We start from the raw sequence: 17,551 nt of genomic DNA on the forward strand, positions 1-17,551 counted from the left end.
ATTGCCTGTGGCGCCCATTGACGCACTTCGCGTCCAGAGCCATAGGTGAGCCCACATGACTCCCAGCTCCGTTGCCGTCCCCACCCGAACCGCGCCACCACCCGGCGAGGCCCTGCCGCACCACCGCGACGCCAGCACCTTCCCCAAGCAGCTGCGCGCCATGGTCGAGGTGACCAATGTGGCCAGGGAACTCGGCCTGATGAAGAAGGCCCGATGGTTCTACATCCTGCTGATGAGCGTGCTCGGGCTGGCGCTGGCCGGCTGCGTGGCCGGGTTCATCCTGCTCGGCCAGTCGTGGTTCCAGCTGCTGGTCGCCGCCGCGCTGGGCGTGATCATCACCCAGTTCGCGTTCATCGGGCACGAGGCTGCCCACCACCAGGTGTTCAACGAAACCCGCTCGAACAGTCGGCTGGCGCGCATCCTGGCGGTCGGGGTGGTCGGGCTGAGTCTGTCGTGGTGGGACAACAAGCATTCGCGCCACCACGGCAACCCCAACCGGGTCGGCAAGGACCCCGACATCGAGCGTGACACCATCTCGTTCCTGCCCGAGGACGCTGCCCGTTCCCGTGGCCTGGTCCGCTGGATCAACAAGCACCAGGGCGCATTGTTCTTCCTGCTGCTGCCGCTGGAGGGCGCGAACCTGTACAAGCACAGCTTCGCCCATGTGCTCGGGCGCGGCCGGGTCGAACGTCGCTGGACCGAGCTGGCCCTGCTCACCGCCCACTTCGCAGTGCTGCTCGTCCCGGTGTTCTGGCTGTTGCCGCTGGGCATGGCCTTCGCGTTCGTCGCGGTGCACGTGAGCGTGTTCGGCTTCTACATGGGCGCCTCGTTCGCCCCGAACCACACCGGCATGCCCATCGTGGCCGAGAAGGCGAAGCTCGACTTCTTCACCAAGCAGGTGGTGATGTCGCGCAACATCCGCGGTGGGGGCTGGGCCAGCGCCCTGATGGGCGGGCTGAACTACCAGATCGAGCACCACCTGTTCCCGACCATGGCACGCCCCCATCTGGCGAGGATTCGTCCGATCGTCAAGGAGTTCTGCGCGACCCACAACGTGCCCTACACCGAGACCTCACTGTGGCAGTCGTACGGCATCGTGGTGCGCTACCTCAGCGAGGTCGGCCTGGCCGCGCGGGACCCGTTCGGGTGCCCGTTGGCGGCCCAGTTCCGGCGGGTGTGACCGGGCGCTCTGTGTTTGCTGACTCTGTGTCAGCAGAGTGCGAGGCACGGCTGAGCCTCCCGGACGAGCGGCTCAGTCCTTGGCCTGGGGCAGCGCGACCGGCTTGCCCGAGCGCTTGGGGTTGGACGGCGGCGGCACGACCGGCCCGATGTCCCCGTCCGGTGCGGTGTCGAGGTCTATGATCACCGGGGCGTGGTCACTGGGCAGCTTCCCCTTGCGGGCGGCCCGGTCGACCCACGCCGCCCTCGCCCGGGCAGCCACCGGCGCCGAGGCGAGCACCAGGTCGATCCGCATGCCTAGGTCCTGGTGGAACATGCCGGCGCGGTAGTCCCAGTACGAGAACAGTCGATCATGGTCGGGCCAGCGTTCCCGCACGACGTCGACCAGGCCGAAGTTCGCGATCCGCTCCCGTTCGGCGGGCGTGACATGGGTGTGGCCGACATAGGCGGCCGGGTCGAACAGGTCCTGGTCGGCGGGGGCGACGTTCATGTCCCCGCAGACGACCACGTCGTCCGGCCCGGCGGCGACAACCGCAGCCAGGGCATCGAGCCAGGCCAGCTTGTACTGGTAGTGGGCGTGGTCGACCTCACGACCATTGGGCACGTAGAGCCCGTGGATGCGGATGCCGGCACAGGTCGCACTGATGGCCCGGGCCTCGACCACCCCGTCGTAGTCGGGTTGCCCGGCGAACCCGAGCTCGACATCGTCCAGCCCCACCCGGGACAGCAGCGCCACCCCGTTGAACTGGCCCTGGCCATGGTGGGCCACCCGGTAACCGCGCTCGGCCAGCGGCTCGGCGAACAACTCGTCGAAGGCCGGGTCGGACAACTTGGTCTCCTGCAGGCACACCACGTCGGGGTTGCGCTGGTCGAGCCAGGGCAGCAGTCGGGGCAGGCGTTGCTTGGCGGAGTTGACGTTCCAGGTGGCGATCCTCACCTGTGTGAGGCTACCCGACCTGCCTGCGCAGCCCCGAGGCTGATCTTCCATGCGACCACGAGCGCTTCAAGCATCCATTTTCGACGATTTTCGTTGAGAACGGCCAGTTCAAGTGGATACTTGAGGCATGACCCTGCTGTCTTTCACGGTGTCGAACCACAAGAGTGTCCGCGACGAAGCTGTCCTGGACCTCACGATCCCGGGCTGGCACACCCTGCACCCCCACAAGGGACGCACATGGGCGCAGAGCGCGCTGCCGGTCGCGGGAATCTTCGGACCGAACGCCTCCGGCAAGTCGAACGTGATCGATGCGCTGCACTACGCCCTGTCTGCCGTGCAGGCCTCTGCCACCGAATGGTTGGGGCTGCCAGCGCACCCCTACGAACCTTTCGCTCTGGTTCCCGATGACGGGCTCCGCCCCAGCCGGTATGAGTTCGACTTCGTGGTGGAAGGCATTCGCCACCGGTACGGCTTCGCGATGGACGAGTCTGGTGTCACGGGGGAGACGCTGGAATACCTGCCAAGTACGCGTTGGCGCCAGCTCATCTCGCGTGACACGCGAGCAGGGACGCTGACCTTCCACACCAGCCTGGGCGCCCCGTTCACCCCAGCCCGTCGAGAGCTCATCCTCAGCCGGGCCACGGTGCTGGAGCATCCGCAACTCAGTGATATCTCCCGGGCTCTGACCGAGGGAATCGACGTGTCCCGACTCGGCGACAACTACCGCCAGTACCGGCTTCAGGCGATCATCGAGGCGCTGAGCAATGGTGTGCTGGATCTCGACGGCCTCGCAACGCTGCTGAGTATCGCCGATGTCGGAATCCAGAAGGCGTCCCTGCGCGAAGACGAGTTGACCCCGGAGGCTGTCGAGATGCTGGCGAAGATCCGGGAGATCTTTCCCGCGGACTCGCCGAACGAGGCGAAGTCCTTGAACGAACAGGTCCGCCGCAGTCTGGAGTTCACCCACGCGGGTGCAACTGACCGAAGCCTTCCACTGCAGGTGGAAAGTTCGGGAACGGTCGCCTGGCTGGCGCTGATCGTCCCTGCCGTCGATGCCCTTCGCAATGGTGGGCTCCTCGTGGTGGACGAGATCGATTCCAGCCTGCATTCACACCTGGTCGAGGTGGTGCTCGGCTACTTCATGGACGAAACTGTCAACCGTCACGGCGCCCAGCTCATCTTCACCAGTCACGACACCTACCTGCTGGGTAATGACATGCGACTGAAACTCAGCCCAGAGCAGGTCTGGTTCACCGAGAAGGACCGCGAAGGAGCCACCTCACTGTTCAGCCTGGCCGAGTTCCCACGCCACAAGGACGCCAACGTAGCTCGCCGCTATCTGGCCGGCCGCTACGGAGCCACCCCCAGCCCCGCGCCCAGCATGATCCACCGCATCCTCGACGAAGTACCGGCAACGGCATGATGGCCCGACCGCGTCGTCCACGTCGACTGCTCAGGCGGCGTGGCCTGATCGTCACTGAAGGCACTGTCACCGAGCCGCTGTACTTCGATCGGCTCAAGCAACTGCTGCCTCGTGACGTCGGCACCATTGACGTGGTTGGCGTCGGTCAGGACCCGCTCTCAGTAGTGCGCACCGCGTTGAAGCGGCGCCGAGCAGCGAGGGGTGATGAAAAGTATGACTGGTGCTGCGCCGTGGTCGACGTGGACCAGCACCAAAGCCTTTCGGAGGCAACGGCGCTTGCGGCCTCTGAAAGCTCGCCGTTGGTCATCACCCAGCCTTGCTTCGAGCTGTGGCTCTTGTGGCACGTCAGTGACAAAGCGCCCACCACTTCGTCCGGCCTGCAGCGCGAGATCGCAGGCGCCAACGTGCTGTCGGGGAAAGCCTTGGCCAACAGCTACTCCTTGACGCTGGACCTGGACGCAGTGGACCGAGCCATCGCCATGGCACTTCGGAAGGACCCAGAACTGCGGTTCGGGCGGAAGGGACCCATGCCGTCCACGGCGATGCCGGAGTTGATCCGGCTGATCCGCACCGGGAAGTGAGCTGCCTCAGCCCAGAATCGCCCGCTCGATCGGGGTCTGGCCGTCGTTGAAGTTGATCGTGCGGCCGATGGTGGCCGGTTCGGCGACGACCGCCTTGATCACCCGGGCCACGTTGGCGCGCGACACCTCACCACCGGCGTCGGACACCTCGGTGTCGATCCGGCCGGTGGGTTCCTCGAAGGTCAACCGGCTGGGGCCCAGGATCGTCCAGTCAAGACTGCTGGCCCGCAGCGCCTCGTCGGCGGCAGCCTTCGCCTCGGCGTAGGCGAAGAAGGAATCCTCCGGGTCGATTCCATGATCAGCGCTGGCCCCGGCGTAGGAGACCATGACGTAGCGCTGCACCCCGGCCTCCTGCGCGGCCGCCATGGACAGGATCGCGGCATCACGGTCGACCGCGTAGGTGCGCTGCGGGTTGCCGCCACCGGCGCCGGCCGACCACACGATGATGTGCTGGCCGGCGACCAGGTCGGCGAACCCGTCCTTGTCCAGGGTTTCGATGTCGGTCACGTAGGGAATGGCACCGGTGGCCGCGACATCGGCTTCGTGTTCCGGGTTGCGAATGACCGAGGTGACCCGGTGGCCCGCCGCCACCAGCAGTGGTGCGGCCAGCAGGGCAACCCTGCCGTGACCGCCGATGAGCATGATGCGTGCCATGGTTTCCTCCGTTGTTCGACGAGACGGGCCTGGCCCCAGCCTATGACGACGCCGTCACGGCTGCTGGAGGTGGGGGCACCCAACCCGGGTCGCGACGTAGCACCCACCACGCCGCTCGACGCGATAAGCGCACTGGGGGGGCGCGCTCACCCCCACCGGAAGGCTCTTCCCCCAGAGGCAGTAACAGCGTTACGCTAAGGGAGGCCCGTTCTTTATCGCAGGATTCCCACGCCAAGGAAGCAGGGAACCAGATGTACCGCTTGCTCCGCAGAGCCTTTGCCGCCCTCCTCACCGCAGGAGCCCTGATCGCCGCCCCCATGATCGCCATGGCCGACGGGGTCAGCCCGACGTCAGTCTCCGACTCCGCCGACCCGGGTGATGTGATCACCGTGAACAAGACGGTCTCCACCCCGGTGATTCCGCCCAAACCCGACATCGTCCTGGTCGTTGACGCGACCGGCAGCATGGCGAGCTCCATCAACAACGTCAAGTCCGAGATGGGCAACATCATCACCACGGTGAAGGCCGCACAGCCCGACGCCCAGTTCGCGGTCACCAGCTACCGTGACATCGGCGACGCCTACCTGTTCAACGTGCACTCGAGCCTCACCGCCGACGAAACCGTCACCCAGACCGGCATCAACAGCGTCACCGCAGCCGGCGGCGGTGACAATCCCGAATCACAATTGAACGCGCTCTACGAGATCGGCTCGGGCGGCGGCACCATCAACTTCCGCCCCGGCTCGTCGCGGATCGTCGTGTGGTTCGGCGACTTCGAGGGCCATGACCCCAGCAACGGCCACACCATGGCAGATGCCATCGCCTCCCTGCAGGGCGTCAGCGCCAAGGTCGTCGCCATCAGTGTCGGGGCCAACCGCCTCGACTTCACCGGTCAGGCCACGGCCATCACGGCCGCGACCGGCGGTGTGCTGTTGACCAACATCCCGGTCACGGGCACCGCCACCGCCATCCTGGAGGGCCTGACCAACCTGCCGGCCGAAGTCGACGCCACCACGGTGTGCGACCCCGGCCTGTCGGTCTCGTTCAGCCCGACACTGCCCCAGACCGTCCCCAGCGGCACCGACCTGGTGCTCACCGAGACGATCACGGTCGCCCCGGATGCCCCACAAGGGGGCACCCTGGGCTGCACGACCACCTTCACGATCAACGGCGCCGATGCCGGTGACGGCTACACCCAGACCGTCACCATCACCGTCAACGACGTCACCCCACCCACCGTGGCCTGCGGACCGGGCGTCAACCCGGCCGGCAAGACCCCGGGCGGCTGGCAGAACGCCGGCTTCTTCCAGATGGTGGCCGAGGACAACCTGCCCGGAGTCATGGTGACCATCACCGACAATGTCTCCGGCGAAACCTTTGGCCCCTACGACCCCGGAACCTACTTCAAGCTGACCCAGGCCCCGGGCGCCACCCCCAGCGCCGTTCCCTTCTCCGGGGCGGTTGACTGGCACTTCACCTTCAAGGGCGACGCGACGCTGACCGCCACCGACGCGGCCGGAAACACCACCACCGCGAGCTGCGCGGTGCCTCCCAAGCAGAAGTAGCCCGCAGCACACCATCGTGACTCCACGATCACCCACTTCCTCGTCCGGGTGACCCCCTCAGGGCCAAACAAGCACCACGGACGGCGCCGAGATCAGATCTCGACGCCGTCCGTCGGCATGTGGCAGCTCAGGCTGGGCTCAGGCCTGACCCTCACCCGTCTCAGCGGGGCCCTCGGTGGGGGCGGACCCGGTGACACCGGCCAGGGCGGCCGGGTCGTCGGGCACCTCCGACTTGGGGGTGCCGGTGAAGGTGAACGGGTGCTCGGCACCCTCGGGGGCAACGTCGACCAGGACGACCTCGCCGGGCTTGAGCTCACCGAACAGGATCTTCTCGGCCAGCACGTCCTCCACGTCACGCTGCAGCGCACGACGCAACGGACGAGCGCCCAGCACCGGATCGTAGCCGCGCTTGGCGACCAGCGACTTGGCGGCAGCGGTCAGCTCGATGCCCATGTCCTTGTCGCGCAGGCGCGACTCGATCTGGGCCACCATCAGGTCGACGATCTCTTCGATCTCGGCCTGGGTCAGCTGGTGGAAGACCACGATCTCGTCGACGCGGTTCAGGAACTCGGGGCGGAAGTGCTGCTTGAGCTCGTCGGCCACCTTCGCCTTCATCGCCTCGTAGCTGGAGACCTCGTCACCGCTGCGGCTGAAGCCGAGGCTCGCGCCCTTGGCGATGTCCCGCGAACCGAGGTTCGTGGTCATCACGATCACGGTGTTCTTGAAGTCGACCACCCGGCCCTGGGCGTCGGTCAGACGACCCTCGTCCAGGATCTGCAGCAGCGAGTTGAAGATGTCGGGGTGGGCCTTCTCGACCTCGTCGAACAGGATCACGCTGAACGGCTTGCGGCGCACCTTCTCGGTGAGCTGGCCGCCCTCTTCGTAGCCGACGTAGCCGGGGGGCGAGCCGAACATCCGCGAGGCGGTGTGCTTCTCGGAGTACTCCGACATGTCGAGGGTGATCAGGGCATCCTCATCGCCGAACAGGAACTCGGTCAGCGCCTTGGTCAGCTCGGTCTTGCCGACACCCGAGGGGCCGGCGAAGATGAACGAGCCGCTGGGACGCTTGGGGTCCTTCAGCCCGGCACGGGTGCGCCGGATCGAACGGGACAGCGCCTTGACGCCGTCGCGCTGGCCGATGATGCGCTTGCCGATCTCGTCCTCCATGCGCAGCAGGCGGGCCGACTCCTCCTCGGTGAGCTTGAAGACCGGGATGCCGGTGGCGCTGGACAGCACCTCGGCGATCTCCTCCTCGCCCACCTCGGCGGCGGTGGTGGTGTCACCGGCGCGCCACTCGGCCTCCTTGCCGGCCCGCTCGGCGAGCAGCTTCTGCTCGTCGTCACGCAGCCCGGCGGCCCGCTCGAAGTCCTGGGCGTCGATCGCGGCTTCCTTCTCCAGCCGCACCGACGAGATCCGCTCGTCGAACTCACGCAGGTCCGGCGGGGCGGTCATCCGCTTGATCCGCAGCCGGGCACCGGCCTCGTCGATCAGGTCGATGGCCTTGTCGGGCAGGAACCGGTCCTGGATGTAGCGGTCGGCCAGGTTCGCGGCCGCTGTCAGGGCCTCGTCGATGATGGTGATGCGGTGGTGCGCCTCGTAGCGGTCACGCAGGCCCTTGAGGATGTCAATGGTCAGCGAGATCGACGGCTCGGCCACCTGGATCGGCTGGAAGCGGCGCTCGAGCGCAGCGTCCTTCTCGATGTTCTTGCGGTACTCGTCGAGGGTGGTGGCACCGATGGTCTGGAGCTCACCGCGGGCCAGCATCGGCTTGAGGATCGAGGCCGCGTCGATGGCACCCTCGGCAGCACCGGCACCGACCAGGGTGTGGATCTCGTCGATGAACAGCATGATGTCGCCGCGCTGCTTGATCTCCTTGAGCACCTTCTTCAGGCGTTCCTCGAAGTCGCCGCGGTAGCGCGAACCAGCCACCAGGGCACCCAGGTCGAGGGTGTAGATCTGCTTGTCGCGCAGGGTCTCGGGGACATCACCGCGTACGATGGCCTGGGCCAGGCCCTCGACGACGGCGGTCTTGCCGACACCGGGCTCACCGATCAGCACGGGGTTGTTCTTGGTGCGACGGCTCAGCACCGTCATCACGCGCTCGATTTCCTTCTCGCGCCCGATCACCGGGTCGAGCTTGTTCTCACGCGCAGCCTGGGTGAGGTTGCGCCCGAACTGGTCGAGCACGGTCCCCGACTGCGGCGCAGCGCTGCCCTCGGGTGCACCGGAGGTCGAGGGCTCCTTGCCCTGGTAGCCGCTGAGCAGCTGCAGGACGGTGTTGCGCACGCGGTTCAGGTCGGCGCCGAGCTTGATCAGCACCGAGGCCGCGACGCCCTCACCCTCACGGATCAGGCCGAGCAGGATGTGCTCGGTGCCGATGTAGGAGTGGTTCATCTGCAGCGCCTCGCGCAGCGAGAGTTCCAGCACCTTCTTGGCACGCGGGGTGAACGGGATGTGCCCGGTGGGCACGGTCTGACCGTGGCCGATGACTTCCTCGACCTGCTCACGGACGGCCTCGAGTGAGATCCCCATCTGCTCCAGGGCCTTGGCGGCAACGCCTTCACCCTCGTGGATCAGGCCCAGCAGGATGTGCTCGGTGCCGATGTAGTTGTGGTTCAACATCTTGGCTTCGTCCTGGGCGAGCACGACAACGCGGCGTGCCCGGTCAGTGAACCGCTCGAACATAAATCTCCTTCATCGCACTTCCCACGAACCTGTGAGCCGAACGATTCGCATCGTCTGGGGCCGCAGGGTCCTTGATGATCCCAACAGCCGGTGCCTTCAGTCTAGTAACGACACCAACCCCACACACCTTCCAGCGGTTCGCTGGCAGGTGAACAGCATCGGACGACCACGACGCCCGCCCCCGCGAACCTCACGGGGTCGGGCGTCATGCGCTCACCAACCGGGGGCAATCGCCCACCGGCACCGCTCAGGCGTGGGCGGCCTCGTAGGCCTCCACGATCTCCTTCGAGACCCGTCCCCGCTCGGACACCTTGATGCCCTGGCTCTGGGCCCAGGCGCGAATGTCGGCACCCTGGGAGCGGCGGCCACGGGCCGCACGCGAGGCTGCGCCGGCACGGGCACGACCACCGGTGCGGCGGGCATTGCCGATCCACAGCGCGAGTGAGTCGCGCAGCTTGCTGGCATTGGCCTCATTCAGGTCGATCTCGTAGGAGACACCGTCGAGGGCGAAGCTGACAGTTTCGGCTGCGTCACCCCCGTCGAGATCATCTTCAAGCACCAGAATTGTGCGCTGAACCATCTGTGTATCCCCCATCGTCACATTGACCGGCTCCCCCGGTCATCATCTAGGTCATCTGGTGGCGACCAGCCGATGAATACTATTGTGCACCCCAGACGGTGTGCAATCCCGCGTTCTGGGGCAAGTCGCGTGCACCAGTTAATGGTCAACCTACCCGCTGGGGGGTCATCGCGACAATTGGGGGATATGCCCCCCCACCCGGTGATGGCCGCCGCTGGTGCAACCAGTGGCGAACTACGGCACTCTGGTGGGGTGAACCAGACAGAGGATTGGTGGCTCGGGGCGTTGGCGCCGCAGACCACCGACGGCGTGGCCACTCCCCCGGGAAAGATTGTGGACCTCGGCCCGCAACACCCCAGCCGCGCGGGGCTGCTGCGCCTGCGGGTCGACCTCGACGACCGACGCCGCATCAGCAGTGTGGCCATTCAGCCCGGATTCCTGCATCGCGGTGCCGAGAAATTGTTCGAAGTGCGCGACTACCGCCAGGTGCTGATGTTGGCCGACCGCCATGATTGGCAGGCGCCGTTCAGCGGCGAGCTGGTGGCCGCCCTGGCCTGCGAACAACTGCTGGGGCTCAGCGCCCCGCCGCGGGCGGTCTGGCTGCGCACCCTGCTGGCCGAGGTCGCCCGCATCCACTCCCACCTGGGCCTGTTGACCTGGGTCGGCCACGCCCTGGCCGACAGGGGCCTCTCCGCCCGGACGAGGCGTGCGCGCGACACCTGCCGGGAGCTGATGCTGGCACTGAGCGGCAACCGCCTGCACCCGATGCTGAACCGCCTCGGGGGCCTGGCCGGCGACCCCGACCCGAGTTGGTTCAAGGCCCTGGCCCAGTGGCTCGACGAGGTGGATTCATTGCCCTTGCGTGACGGCGTCATTGATCTGGCACTTCCGGGCGGGCTTGCGGAAATGTCATTCGAGCAGGTGCAGGCATTCGGGGTATCCGGGCCGGCCGCGCGGGCCAGCGGATGGGTCGGGGACCTGCGCCGCCAACCGGGCTATCTGGCCTATTCGGACCTGGAGTGGCCGAGCGTCGAGAATCCGGTCACCACCGGTGACGTCACCGCCCGATTCCTCTGGCTGACACATGACATCCAATATTCGACACAGTTGGTGCGGCAATGCGTCGAAAGACTGGCAGGGATTGATTCACCCATCACCACCCCGCTGTCTCGGATCATCAAATTGCCCGACGCCGAGACCTGGCTGACCATTGAGGCACCTTTGGGCCTGGCCGGCATTCACGTGGTCTCGCGTGGGGGCACCACGGCCTGGCGGTTCAAGCTGCGCACCCCCACCTTCGCCCAGGTGAATGTGCTGCAGCAGGTGCTGGTCGGTGTTCCCGAGCAATGGGCCCCCGCGGTGATCGCCTCGTTCGGCTACACCATTGGCGACCTGGACAAATAGCCCCGACCCCGTGGCCCCGGCCCCCGTCCCCGGCAGACCGGGGCCCGGAACGCAGATCGACCCCGCCATCCGGCGGGGTCGATCTGTCTGCGTCCCTGTGGGGTGCTGCTCAGGCTTCCTTGAGCTGGTGGTCGGGGAAGTTCAGCTTCAGCTGGGTGAGGTCGACCACGGTGGGGTGGTTGCCGTCGCTCCACAGCTCGGCCGCGGTGGGCACGCTGCCGTTCATCACGGTGTGCGCCGCGGTGCGGCGCGGCAGGGTGACGACCTCGGCCTCGGCCGGTGCCAGGTCGGCCAGCTGCTGCTCGAGGGTGGCCAGTTCGGCCGTGCGCTGGGCGAGTTCGGCCTGCAGCTCGGTGATCCGGCTGCCGCGACGGTCGCTCTCGGCGCGGGCCGAGACGAGGTTGCCGCGCAGCGAGGACAGCTCAGTCTTGCGGGCCGACAGCTCGGCGCGCAGGCCGGCCAGCTGTTCGGCGTGGGCCTTGGATCGGGTGGTGAAGGTCTCGATCAGGTTCATCGACTCGACGTGGTGGGCGTTCGCGGCACGCGCGGCGGCATCACGAGCGGTCTTGAGCTCGCTGCGGTGCAGCACCTCGAGCCGGCTGATCTCACGGAACGCGAACCAGACCGAGGCGGCAGCACCCAGGATGCTGGCCAGGAGTCCGGCGCGCACCATCCAGATGGGGCCGAAGGCACAGGCCAACCCGACCAGGGTGACCACGATCATCAGCACGAGGCTGGTGCGACGCTCCCGGGACATGGAGCGGGGAAGAGCATGGGAAGCCATGGGCGTCATGCTAGGCGTCGGGAGCCCTGCGCTCCTTGCGACATGCCGTCGCGACTACGACAAATCCACGTTCTGGTCGTCATCGGCGGGTTCGACGTGGCAGGCACGTTCCAGCAGGTAGCCGCCGAGGGCGAACACCGAGGCGGCGACCAGTGCGGCAGTGCCGGCGATGGCACGTTCCCGGTAGAGCGCGACCTCGAGTCGTCCGAGTTGTGAGGCGGCGTAGGCGACGTGCCCGCCGGCCAGCAGCAAGCCGGTGACCAGCATGCTGCGGCCGAGCACCAGCGCGGCCACCGGCACCTCGAAGTCGGGGGGCCCGGCCGGGTCGTCCAGCCGTCGGCGCAGCCACACCGAACCCAGCGCGGCGGCACCACCCAGCAGCACCAGCAGCAGTGACATCGTCCACGGGGTGACCGGCAGCGGCGCCTGGACCAGCCGGAACAGGCTGACGGCCAGCGCACCGAAGGCGACTCCCAGCACAAGGGCGCTGAGCACGAGCCGGGGGCCGGCCAGCCTCAGCTTCGACGAGGCGGGCGGTTCAGGACGACGCGCACGCTCGGGCTCGTCGTCGAACTCGCGGCTCACGGCAGCTCGATGACCTCATCGGTCAGGTGCACACCGGACACGTCGACGTCCTTGACCAGGTCAGCGACCTTGCCCTTGCCGGGAAGCTCGCCCAGGGGGTCGGCCTCCAGCCACGGCACCAGCACGAAGCCACGCTCGTGGGCCCGCGGGTGCGGCAGCACCAGCTCGTCGGAGACCCGTTCCCGCTTGCCGACCATGATCAGGTCGATGTCGAGGGTGCGCGGGCCGTTGGGGACGTCGCGGCGGCGGCCGAAGGCCTCTTCGATGGCGAAGGCGCGCTCGAGCAGGGTGACCGGCTCGAGGGTGGTCTCGCAGATCAGGACCAAGTTGTAGAAGTCGGGCTGCTCGATCTCGCTGATCGGGTCGGTCAGGTACACCGACGACACGTCGACGGGGATCACGTCGGGCGTGGTGGCCAGCTGCGTCACAGCGGCCTGCAGGATCTCGAGGCTGTCGCCCACGTTCGAGCCGAGGCTGAAGACAACCTTGCTGATGGGGCGCAGGTTGCCGAGGGTATCGACGTCAATGAACGTCATTGCTTGCTCCTGATCACGGTGATGGTGACGTCGGTGAACGGCACCGGGATGGGGGCATGGGGCTTGTGGACGACGACCTCCACAGTAGTCACGGCATCAATGGACGCGATGTCGTCAGCGATGCGTCCGGCCAGGGTCTCGATCAGCTGCAGGGGTTCCCCGGTGATGTGGCGCACCACCGTCTCGGCAACCTCGGCGTAATTGACCGTACCGTCCAACTCGTCCCGGGTCAGGTCGACGGCAGTTTCCAGTTGCACATCGACGATGAACTCCTGGCCAACTCGGGTCTCCTCGGGCAGGACACCATGGAAACCGGTAGCACGAACACCGGTCAGGGTGATCCACACGGGTTCGGCTGCCATTCATCCTCCAAGTTGTGATCGTGACGATACCGGAGCGCCGGAAACGCCCTCGAGGACCCCCCTCGTGTGGACCCTCACCCCTGTTGCCACTCGGTGCGCAGCCGGGCGACCACCTCGACGGCGTCGCGGTGCTGGCGCACCGTGTGGGTACGCACCGCCCAGACCCCCTGCAGGGCGCTGAGCGTGGTGATGGCGACCGCCGCGTCGTCGCGCTGCAACACCGGACGAGCACCCTTCGCGTCGCGCAGCAACTCGCCCAGGAAGCGTTTGCGGCTCACCCCCACCAGCACGCGGTAGCCGAGGGTCTGGAAGTGTTCCTGGTCGGCCAGCAGTTCCCAGTTCTGGTCGGCATCCTTGGCGAAGCCGTAGCCGGGGTCGATGATCAGCCGTTCGGCGGGGATGCCTGCGGCCAGGGCGGCGTCGATGCGGCCGCTCAGCTCGTCCATGACCTCGGCAGTGACGTCGTCGTAGTGGGCCAGGTCGTTCATCACCGCGCCGTGGCCGCGCCAGTGCATGGCGATGTAGTCGGCGCCGGAAGCGGCGACCACCTTGAGCATTTCCTCGTCGGCCAGCCCGGCGGAGACGTCGTTGATGATGGCCGCGCCGTGGTCGATGGCCGCCCGGGCGACGCTGGAGCGCATGGTGTCGACCGAGACGGTGACCCCGCGGTCGGCGAGGGCGTCGACCACCGGGATGACGCGGCTGAGTTCCTCGTCCTCACTCGGGCGCACCGACCCCGGCCGGGTGGACTCCCCGCCCACGTCGATGATGTCGGCGCCCTCGTCGAGCATCTGCTGGGCGTGGGTCAGGGCGTCGTCGTGGGCGAAGTGGTCGCCGCCGTCGCTGAACGAGTCGGGGGTGACGTTCAGGATGCCCATCACCAGGGTGCGGCTGGGCGCCTCCGACATGCTCAGCGCCTGGTCGAGTTGATCAGCGCGAACGCTTCGGCGCGGGTTTCGGCGGCCCGCATCGAGCCGCGCACCGCCGAGGTGGTGGTGCGTGAACCGGGCTTGCGGACCCCGCGCATGGTCATGCACTGGTGTTCGGCCTCGACCACGACCAGGCAGCCGCGCACCTTCAGGTGTTCGACCAGGGCGTCGGCGATCTGGCTGGTCAACCGCTCCTGCACCTGGGGGCGCTTGGAGTAGACGTCGACCAGCCGGGCGAGCTTCGACAAGCCGGTGACCTTGCCGTCGACGTCGGGGATGTAGGCGACGTGGGCGACCCCGGTGAAGGGCAGCAGGTGGTGTTCGCACATGCTCCACAGCTCGATGTCGCGCACCAGCACCATCTCGTCGTGGTCGATGTCGAAGGTGGTCGACAGGATGTCGGCGGCGTCGTGGTGCAGGCCGGCGAAGATCTCGGTGTAGGCGCGGGCGACCCGTTCCGGGGTGCCGTCCAGGCCCTCCCGGGTGGGGTCCTCACCGATCGCCAGCAAGATCTCGCGGACGGCGTTCTCGATGCGGGGCAGGTCGAAGCCGTCAGTGGAGTGGTCGCTGGTGTTTCCGTTGCTGGTCGTGCCGTTGCTGGTCATGGCCGCTCAGTTGCTCGGCGGCGGGCCCCAGGGGTTCCCGCCGGGGTTCTGGGGGCCGGAGTTCTGGCCCGGGAACTGCTGCCCGGGGTAGGGGCCCGGGAACTGCTGGCCGGGGCCCTGCTGCCCGGGGTAGGGGCCGGGCTGCTGGGACGGGCCCGACCCGGGTGGGCCCCACTCCTGCGGCGGCTGCCAGGGCTCGTGCGGGCCCTGCCCGTCACCCCCGGGTGGGCCCCACTCCTGCGGCGGCTGCCAGGGCTCGTGCGGGCCCTGCCCGTCACCGGGCAGCGGGGTGGCACCCAACTGTCCCGGCGGCAGCTGTGCCCCGCCGGCGGGGTGCGGCTCGTCCGGCTGGCTGGGCAGTTCGGGCAGTTCGACCGGCGGGATCTCGCTGGGCACCCGCTGGTCGGAGCCGGTGAACCCACCGCGTTCGGGCCAGCGCTTCAGGTCGGCGAAGATGCGGGCCACGTCGGCCTTGGTGAGGGTCTCCTTCGCGACCAGCTCACGGACCAGGTCGTCGAGGATCTCCCGGTTGGCCTCGAGCACCTCGAAGGCCTCCTGGTGGGCGGTCTCGAGCAGCGCGGCGACCTCCTGGTCGATGACGGCTGCGGTCTGGTCGGAGTACTCCTGGCTGCGGCCGGCGCCACCGGTCATGCCCAGGAAGGGTTCGGAGTCGCCACCGCCGAGCTGCACGGTGCCGATGCGGGCGCTGAAGCCGTACTGGGTGACCATGGCCCGGGCCACCTTGGTGGCCTTCTCGATGTCGTTGCCCGCGCCGGTGGACGGGTCGTGGAAGATCAGCTCCTCGGCGGCGCGCCCGCCCATCATGTAGGCCATCTGGCCCAGCAGCTCCCCGCGGGTCTGGGAGTACTTGTCCTGGTCGGGCATCACCATGGTGTAGCCGAGTGCTCGTCCGCGCGGGAGGATGGTGAGCTTCTGCACCGGGTCGACCCCGGGCATCGCCGCAGCGACCATGGCGTGGCCGCCCTCGTGGTAGGCGGTGACCAGGCGCTCGTGCTCGTTCATCAGGCGGGTGCGCTTCTGGGGGCCGGCGATGACGCGGTCGATGGCCTCGTCGAGTTCGCGGTTGCCGATCAGCGGCAGGTTGAGCCGGGCGGTGAGCAGGGCGGCCTCGTTGAGCACATTGGCCAGGTCGGCGCCGGTGAACCCGGGGGTGCGGCGGGCAACGGAGTTGAGGTCGACGTCGTCGGCCATCGGCTTGCCCTGGGCGTGCACCCGCAGGATCTGGGCGCGGCCGGACAGGTCGGGCGCCTCGACGGCGATCTGGCGGTCGAAACGGCCCGGACGAAGCAGGGCGGGGTCGAGCACGTCGGGGCGGTTGGTGGCCGCGATCAGGATCACGCCACCGCGCACGTCGAAGCCGTCCATCTCGACCAGCAGCTGGTTGAGCGTCTGCTCACGTTCGTCGTGGCCACCACCCATGCCGGCGCCGCGGTGGCGTCCGACGGCGTCGATCTCGTCGATGAACACGATCGCGGGGGCGTTCTCCTTGGCCTGGTCGAACAGGTCACGCACGCGGCTGGCGCCGACACCGACGAACATCTCGACGAAGTCGGAACCGGAGATGGAGTAGAACGGGACGCCGGCCTCACCGGCGACCGCGCGGGCCAGCAGGGTCTTGCCGGTGCCGGGCGGGCCGTAGAGCAGCACGCCCTTGGGGATCTTGGCGCCGACCCGCTGGAACTTGGCCGGTTCGGAGAGGAACTCCTTGATCTCCTGGAGTTCCTCGATGGCCTCTTCACAGCCGGCGACGTCGGCGAAGGTGTTCTGCGGGGTGTCCTTGTTGGCGACCTTGGCGCGCGACTTGCCGAAGCCCATCACGCCACGCCCGCCACCGGAGCCACCCTGGATCAGGTTCATGACCACGAAGAAGCCGACGATGAGCAGCAGGAACGGCAGGAAGTTGTACAGCAGGCTCGACCAGAAGCTCGGGCCGGGGTTGGAGCCCACCCATTCATCCAGGGTCTTGGCGGCGTAGCGCTCGTTGAGCTTGTCCACCAACTCGTCGGCCTGGTTGTTCACCCAAGTGGCCTGCACCTTGGTGCGGCCTTCGTCCTTGGTGATGCGGATGGTCTGCTCACCGTCGATCAGCTCGACCTTCTCGAGGTGGTCGGTGCTGTTGATGATGGCCACGGCCTCAGAGGTGGGGACGTCCTTGAACCCGGTTGCCTGGCTGGCGAAGTTCATCGCCGCGATGATCAGCACCAGTGCGATCAGGATCCACACCACAGGTCCGCGGAAAGCCTTTTTCAGGTTGTTCAATGTTTGTCCTCGCCAAGGGCCCGACAGATCGGAGCAAGCCTACCAGCGGGGATCCAGCCGTCTCGGGAGCCGGATTCGACCCCGTGGCCGGGCTCAGGGCGACGGCGGCGTGGTGTCAGCCGGGGTCGTCTCGGGTTGGGTGGGCTCGACCGGCCTGGTCTCGGGTTGGGTCGTCTCGGGTTGGGTGGGCTCGACCGGCCTGGTCTCGGGTTGGGTCGTCTCGGGTTGGGTGGTCTGGACCTGCGCGGTCTCCGCGCCGGCGGTGGAGGGCGCAGCGACCTTCGGCGCCGCGGGACTCCCGGTGGGTGTCGGCAGGTCGACCGGCTGCTCCCAGACCTGGATGACGCCGCCGTCAATGATGAGAGTGCCCGCTGATGCCGAGTGCAGCCCCACCAGGGTGGCGGCGAGGAGTGCCGCGGCAGCCAGACCGGCCAGCAGTCGGTTGTTCATGACTCGACCTCC

Annotated in this window: 17 protein-coding genes; 5 read left to right on the top strand and 12 right to left on the bottom strand. The window is 67.7% G+C overall.

The window, feature by feature from the left end; all coding sequences use genetic code 11:
- Positions 1-55 precede the first annotated feature (55 nt).
- The gene (locus ACQE3C_RS06705) at positions 56-1,180 is read left to right on the top strand and encodes a fatty acid desaturase family protein (RefSeq protein ID WP_434538405.1); all 1,125 of its coding nucleotides are present in this window, start codon (positions 56-58) and stop codon (positions 1,178-1,180) included.
- Between the two features lie 72 nt (positions 1,181-1,252).
- Here ACQE3C_RS06705 and ACQE3C_RS06710 read toward each other — a convergent pair whose 3' ends face one another.
- Positions 1,253-2,116 carry an exodeoxyribonuclease III gene (locus ACQE3C_RS06710; RefSeq protein WP_434538406.1) on the bottom strand — a complete coding sequence of 288 codons (864 nt, stop codon included), beginning with the start codon at positions 2,114-2,116 and terminating at the stop codon, positions 1,253-1,255.
- A 127-nt stretch (positions 2,117-2,243) separates the two neighbouring features.
- Here ACQE3C_RS06710 and ACQE3C_RS06715 point away from each other — a divergent pair, with 127 nt between their 5' ends.
- Entirely contained in the window at positions 2,244-3,539 is a 1,296-nt protein-coding gene (locus tag ACQE3C_RS06715; RefSeq protein ID WP_434538407.1) for an AAA family ATPase, read from the top strand.
- Positions 3,536-4,120: an RloB family protein gene (locus tag ACQE3C_RS06720; protein ID WP_434538408.1), complete on the top strand. Its 585-nt coding sequence runs from the start codon at positions 3,536-3,538 to the stop codon at positions 4,118-4,120. The genes ACQE3C_RS06715 and ACQE3C_RS06720 overlap by 4 nt, the downstream gene beginning before the upstream one ends.
- 6 nt (positions 4,121-4,126) lie before the next feature.
- On the opposite strand, the gene ACQE3C_RS06725 is transcribed toward ACQE3C_RS06720, so the two are convergent.
- On the bottom strand, positions 4,127-4,774 hold the full coding sequence (locus ACQE3C_RS06725; RefSeq protein ID WP_434538409.1) for an NAD(P)H-binding protein: 648 nt from the start codon (positions 4,772-4,774) through the stop codon (positions 4,127-4,129).
- Between the two features lie 251 nt (positions 4,775-5,025).
- On the opposite strand from ACQE3C_RS06725, the gene ACQE3C_RS06730 reads away from it, so the two are divergent.
- Positions 5,026-6,339 (top strand): vWA domain-containing protein, encoded by a 1,314-nt coding sequence (locus ACQE3C_RS06730; protein ID WP_434538410.1) that lies wholly within the window; start codon positions 5,026-5,028, stop codon positions 6,337-6,339.
- Between the two features lie 138 nt (positions 6,340-6,477).
- Here the strand turns inward: ACQE3C_RS06730 and ACQE3C_RS06735 are convergent, their stop codons facing one another.
- Entirely contained in the window at positions 6,478-9,024 is a 2,547-nt protein-coding gene (locus tag ACQE3C_RS06735; RefSeq protein WP_434538411.1) for an ATP-dependent Clp protease ATP-binding subunit, read from the bottom strand.
- Positions 9,025-9,271: 247 nt separating this feature from the next.
- Entirely contained in the window at positions 9,272-9,619 is a 348-nt protein-coding gene (locus ACQE3C_RS06740; RefSeq protein WP_434538412.1) for a histone-like nucleoid-structuring protein Lsr2, read from the bottom strand.
- 237 nt (positions 9,620-9,856) lie between these two features.
- On the opposite strand from ACQE3C_RS06740, the gene ACQE3C_RS06745 reads away from it, so the two are divergent.
- Positions 9,857-11,008 carry an NADH-quinone oxidoreductase subunit D gene (locus ACQE3C_RS06745; protein ID WP_434538413.1) on the top strand — a complete coding sequence of 384 codons (1,152 nt, stop codon included), beginning with the start codon at positions 9,857-9,859 and terminating at the stop codon, positions 11,006-11,008.
- Positions 11,009-11,117: 109 nt separating this feature from the next.
- Here the strand turns inward: ACQE3C_RS06745 and ACQE3C_RS06750 are convergent, their stop codons facing one another.
- From ACQE3C_RS06750 to ACQE3C_RS06785, 8 genes are all read right to left on the bottom strand, one after another.
- Positions 11,118-11,792 (bottom strand): hypothetical protein, encoded by a 675-nt coding sequence (locus ACQE3C_RS06750; RefSeq protein WP_434538414.1) that lies wholly within the window; start codon positions 11,790-11,792, stop codon positions 11,118-11,120.
- A 54-nt stretch (positions 11,793-11,846) separates the two neighbouring features.
- Positions 11,847-12,377: a DUF3180 domain-containing protein gene (locus ACQE3C_RS06755; RefSeq protein ID WP_434538415.1), complete on the bottom strand. Its 531-nt coding sequence runs from the start codon at positions 12,375-12,377 to the stop codon at positions 11,847-11,849.
- Positions 12,374-12,913, bottom strand: coding sequence for a 2-amino-4-hydroxy-6-hydroxymethyldihydropteridine diphosphokinase (folK, locus tag ACQE3C_RS06760; protein ID WP_434538416.1), 540 nt, complete (start codon positions 12,911-12,913; stop codon positions 12,374-12,376). Before folK ends, ACQE3C_RS06755 begins: the two co-directional genes overlap by 4 nt.
- Entirely contained in the window at positions 12,910-13,275 is a 366-nt protein-coding gene (gene folB, locus ACQE3C_RS06765; RefSeq protein ID WP_434538417.1) for a dihydroneopterin aldolase, read from the bottom strand. Before folB ends, folK begins: the two co-directional genes overlap by 4 nt.
- A 74-nt stretch (positions 13,276-13,349) precedes the next feature.
- Positions 13,350-14,183, bottom strand: coding sequence for a dihydropteroate synthase (gene folP / locus ACQE3C_RS06770; RefSeq protein WP_434538418.1), 834 nt, complete (start codon positions 14,181-14,183; stop codon positions 13,350-13,352).
- 2 nt (positions 14,184-14,185) lie between these two features.
- Positions 14,186-14,809 carry a GTP cyclohydrolase I FolE gene (gene folE / locus ACQE3C_RS06775; protein ID WP_434538419.1) on the bottom strand — a complete coding sequence of 208 codons (624 nt, stop codon included), beginning with the start codon at positions 14,807-14,809 and terminating at the stop codon, positions 14,186-14,188.
- Positions 14,810-14,815: 6 nt separating this feature from the next.
- Complete coding sequence (ftsH, locus tag ACQE3C_RS06780) at positions 14,816-17,089, bottom strand: ATP-dependent zinc metalloprotease FtsH (RefSeq protein WP_434538420.1); 2,274 nt, start codon at positions 17,087-17,089, stop codon at positions 14,816-14,818.
- Positions 17,090-17,182: 93 nt separating this feature from the next.
- A complete protein-coding gene (locus tag ACQE3C_RS06785; protein ID WP_434538421.1) occupies positions 17,183-17,539 on the bottom strand; it encodes a hypothetical protein in 357 nt (118 codons plus the stop codon).
- Between the last annotated feature and the right edge of the window lie 12 nt (positions 17,540-17,551).

Origin of the sequence: Aestuariimicrobium sp. Y1814, from assembly GCF_050113895.1 — a bacterium.
Lineage (GTDB): Bacteria > Actinomycetota > Actinomycetes > Propionibacteriales > Propionibacteriaceae > Aestuariimicrobium.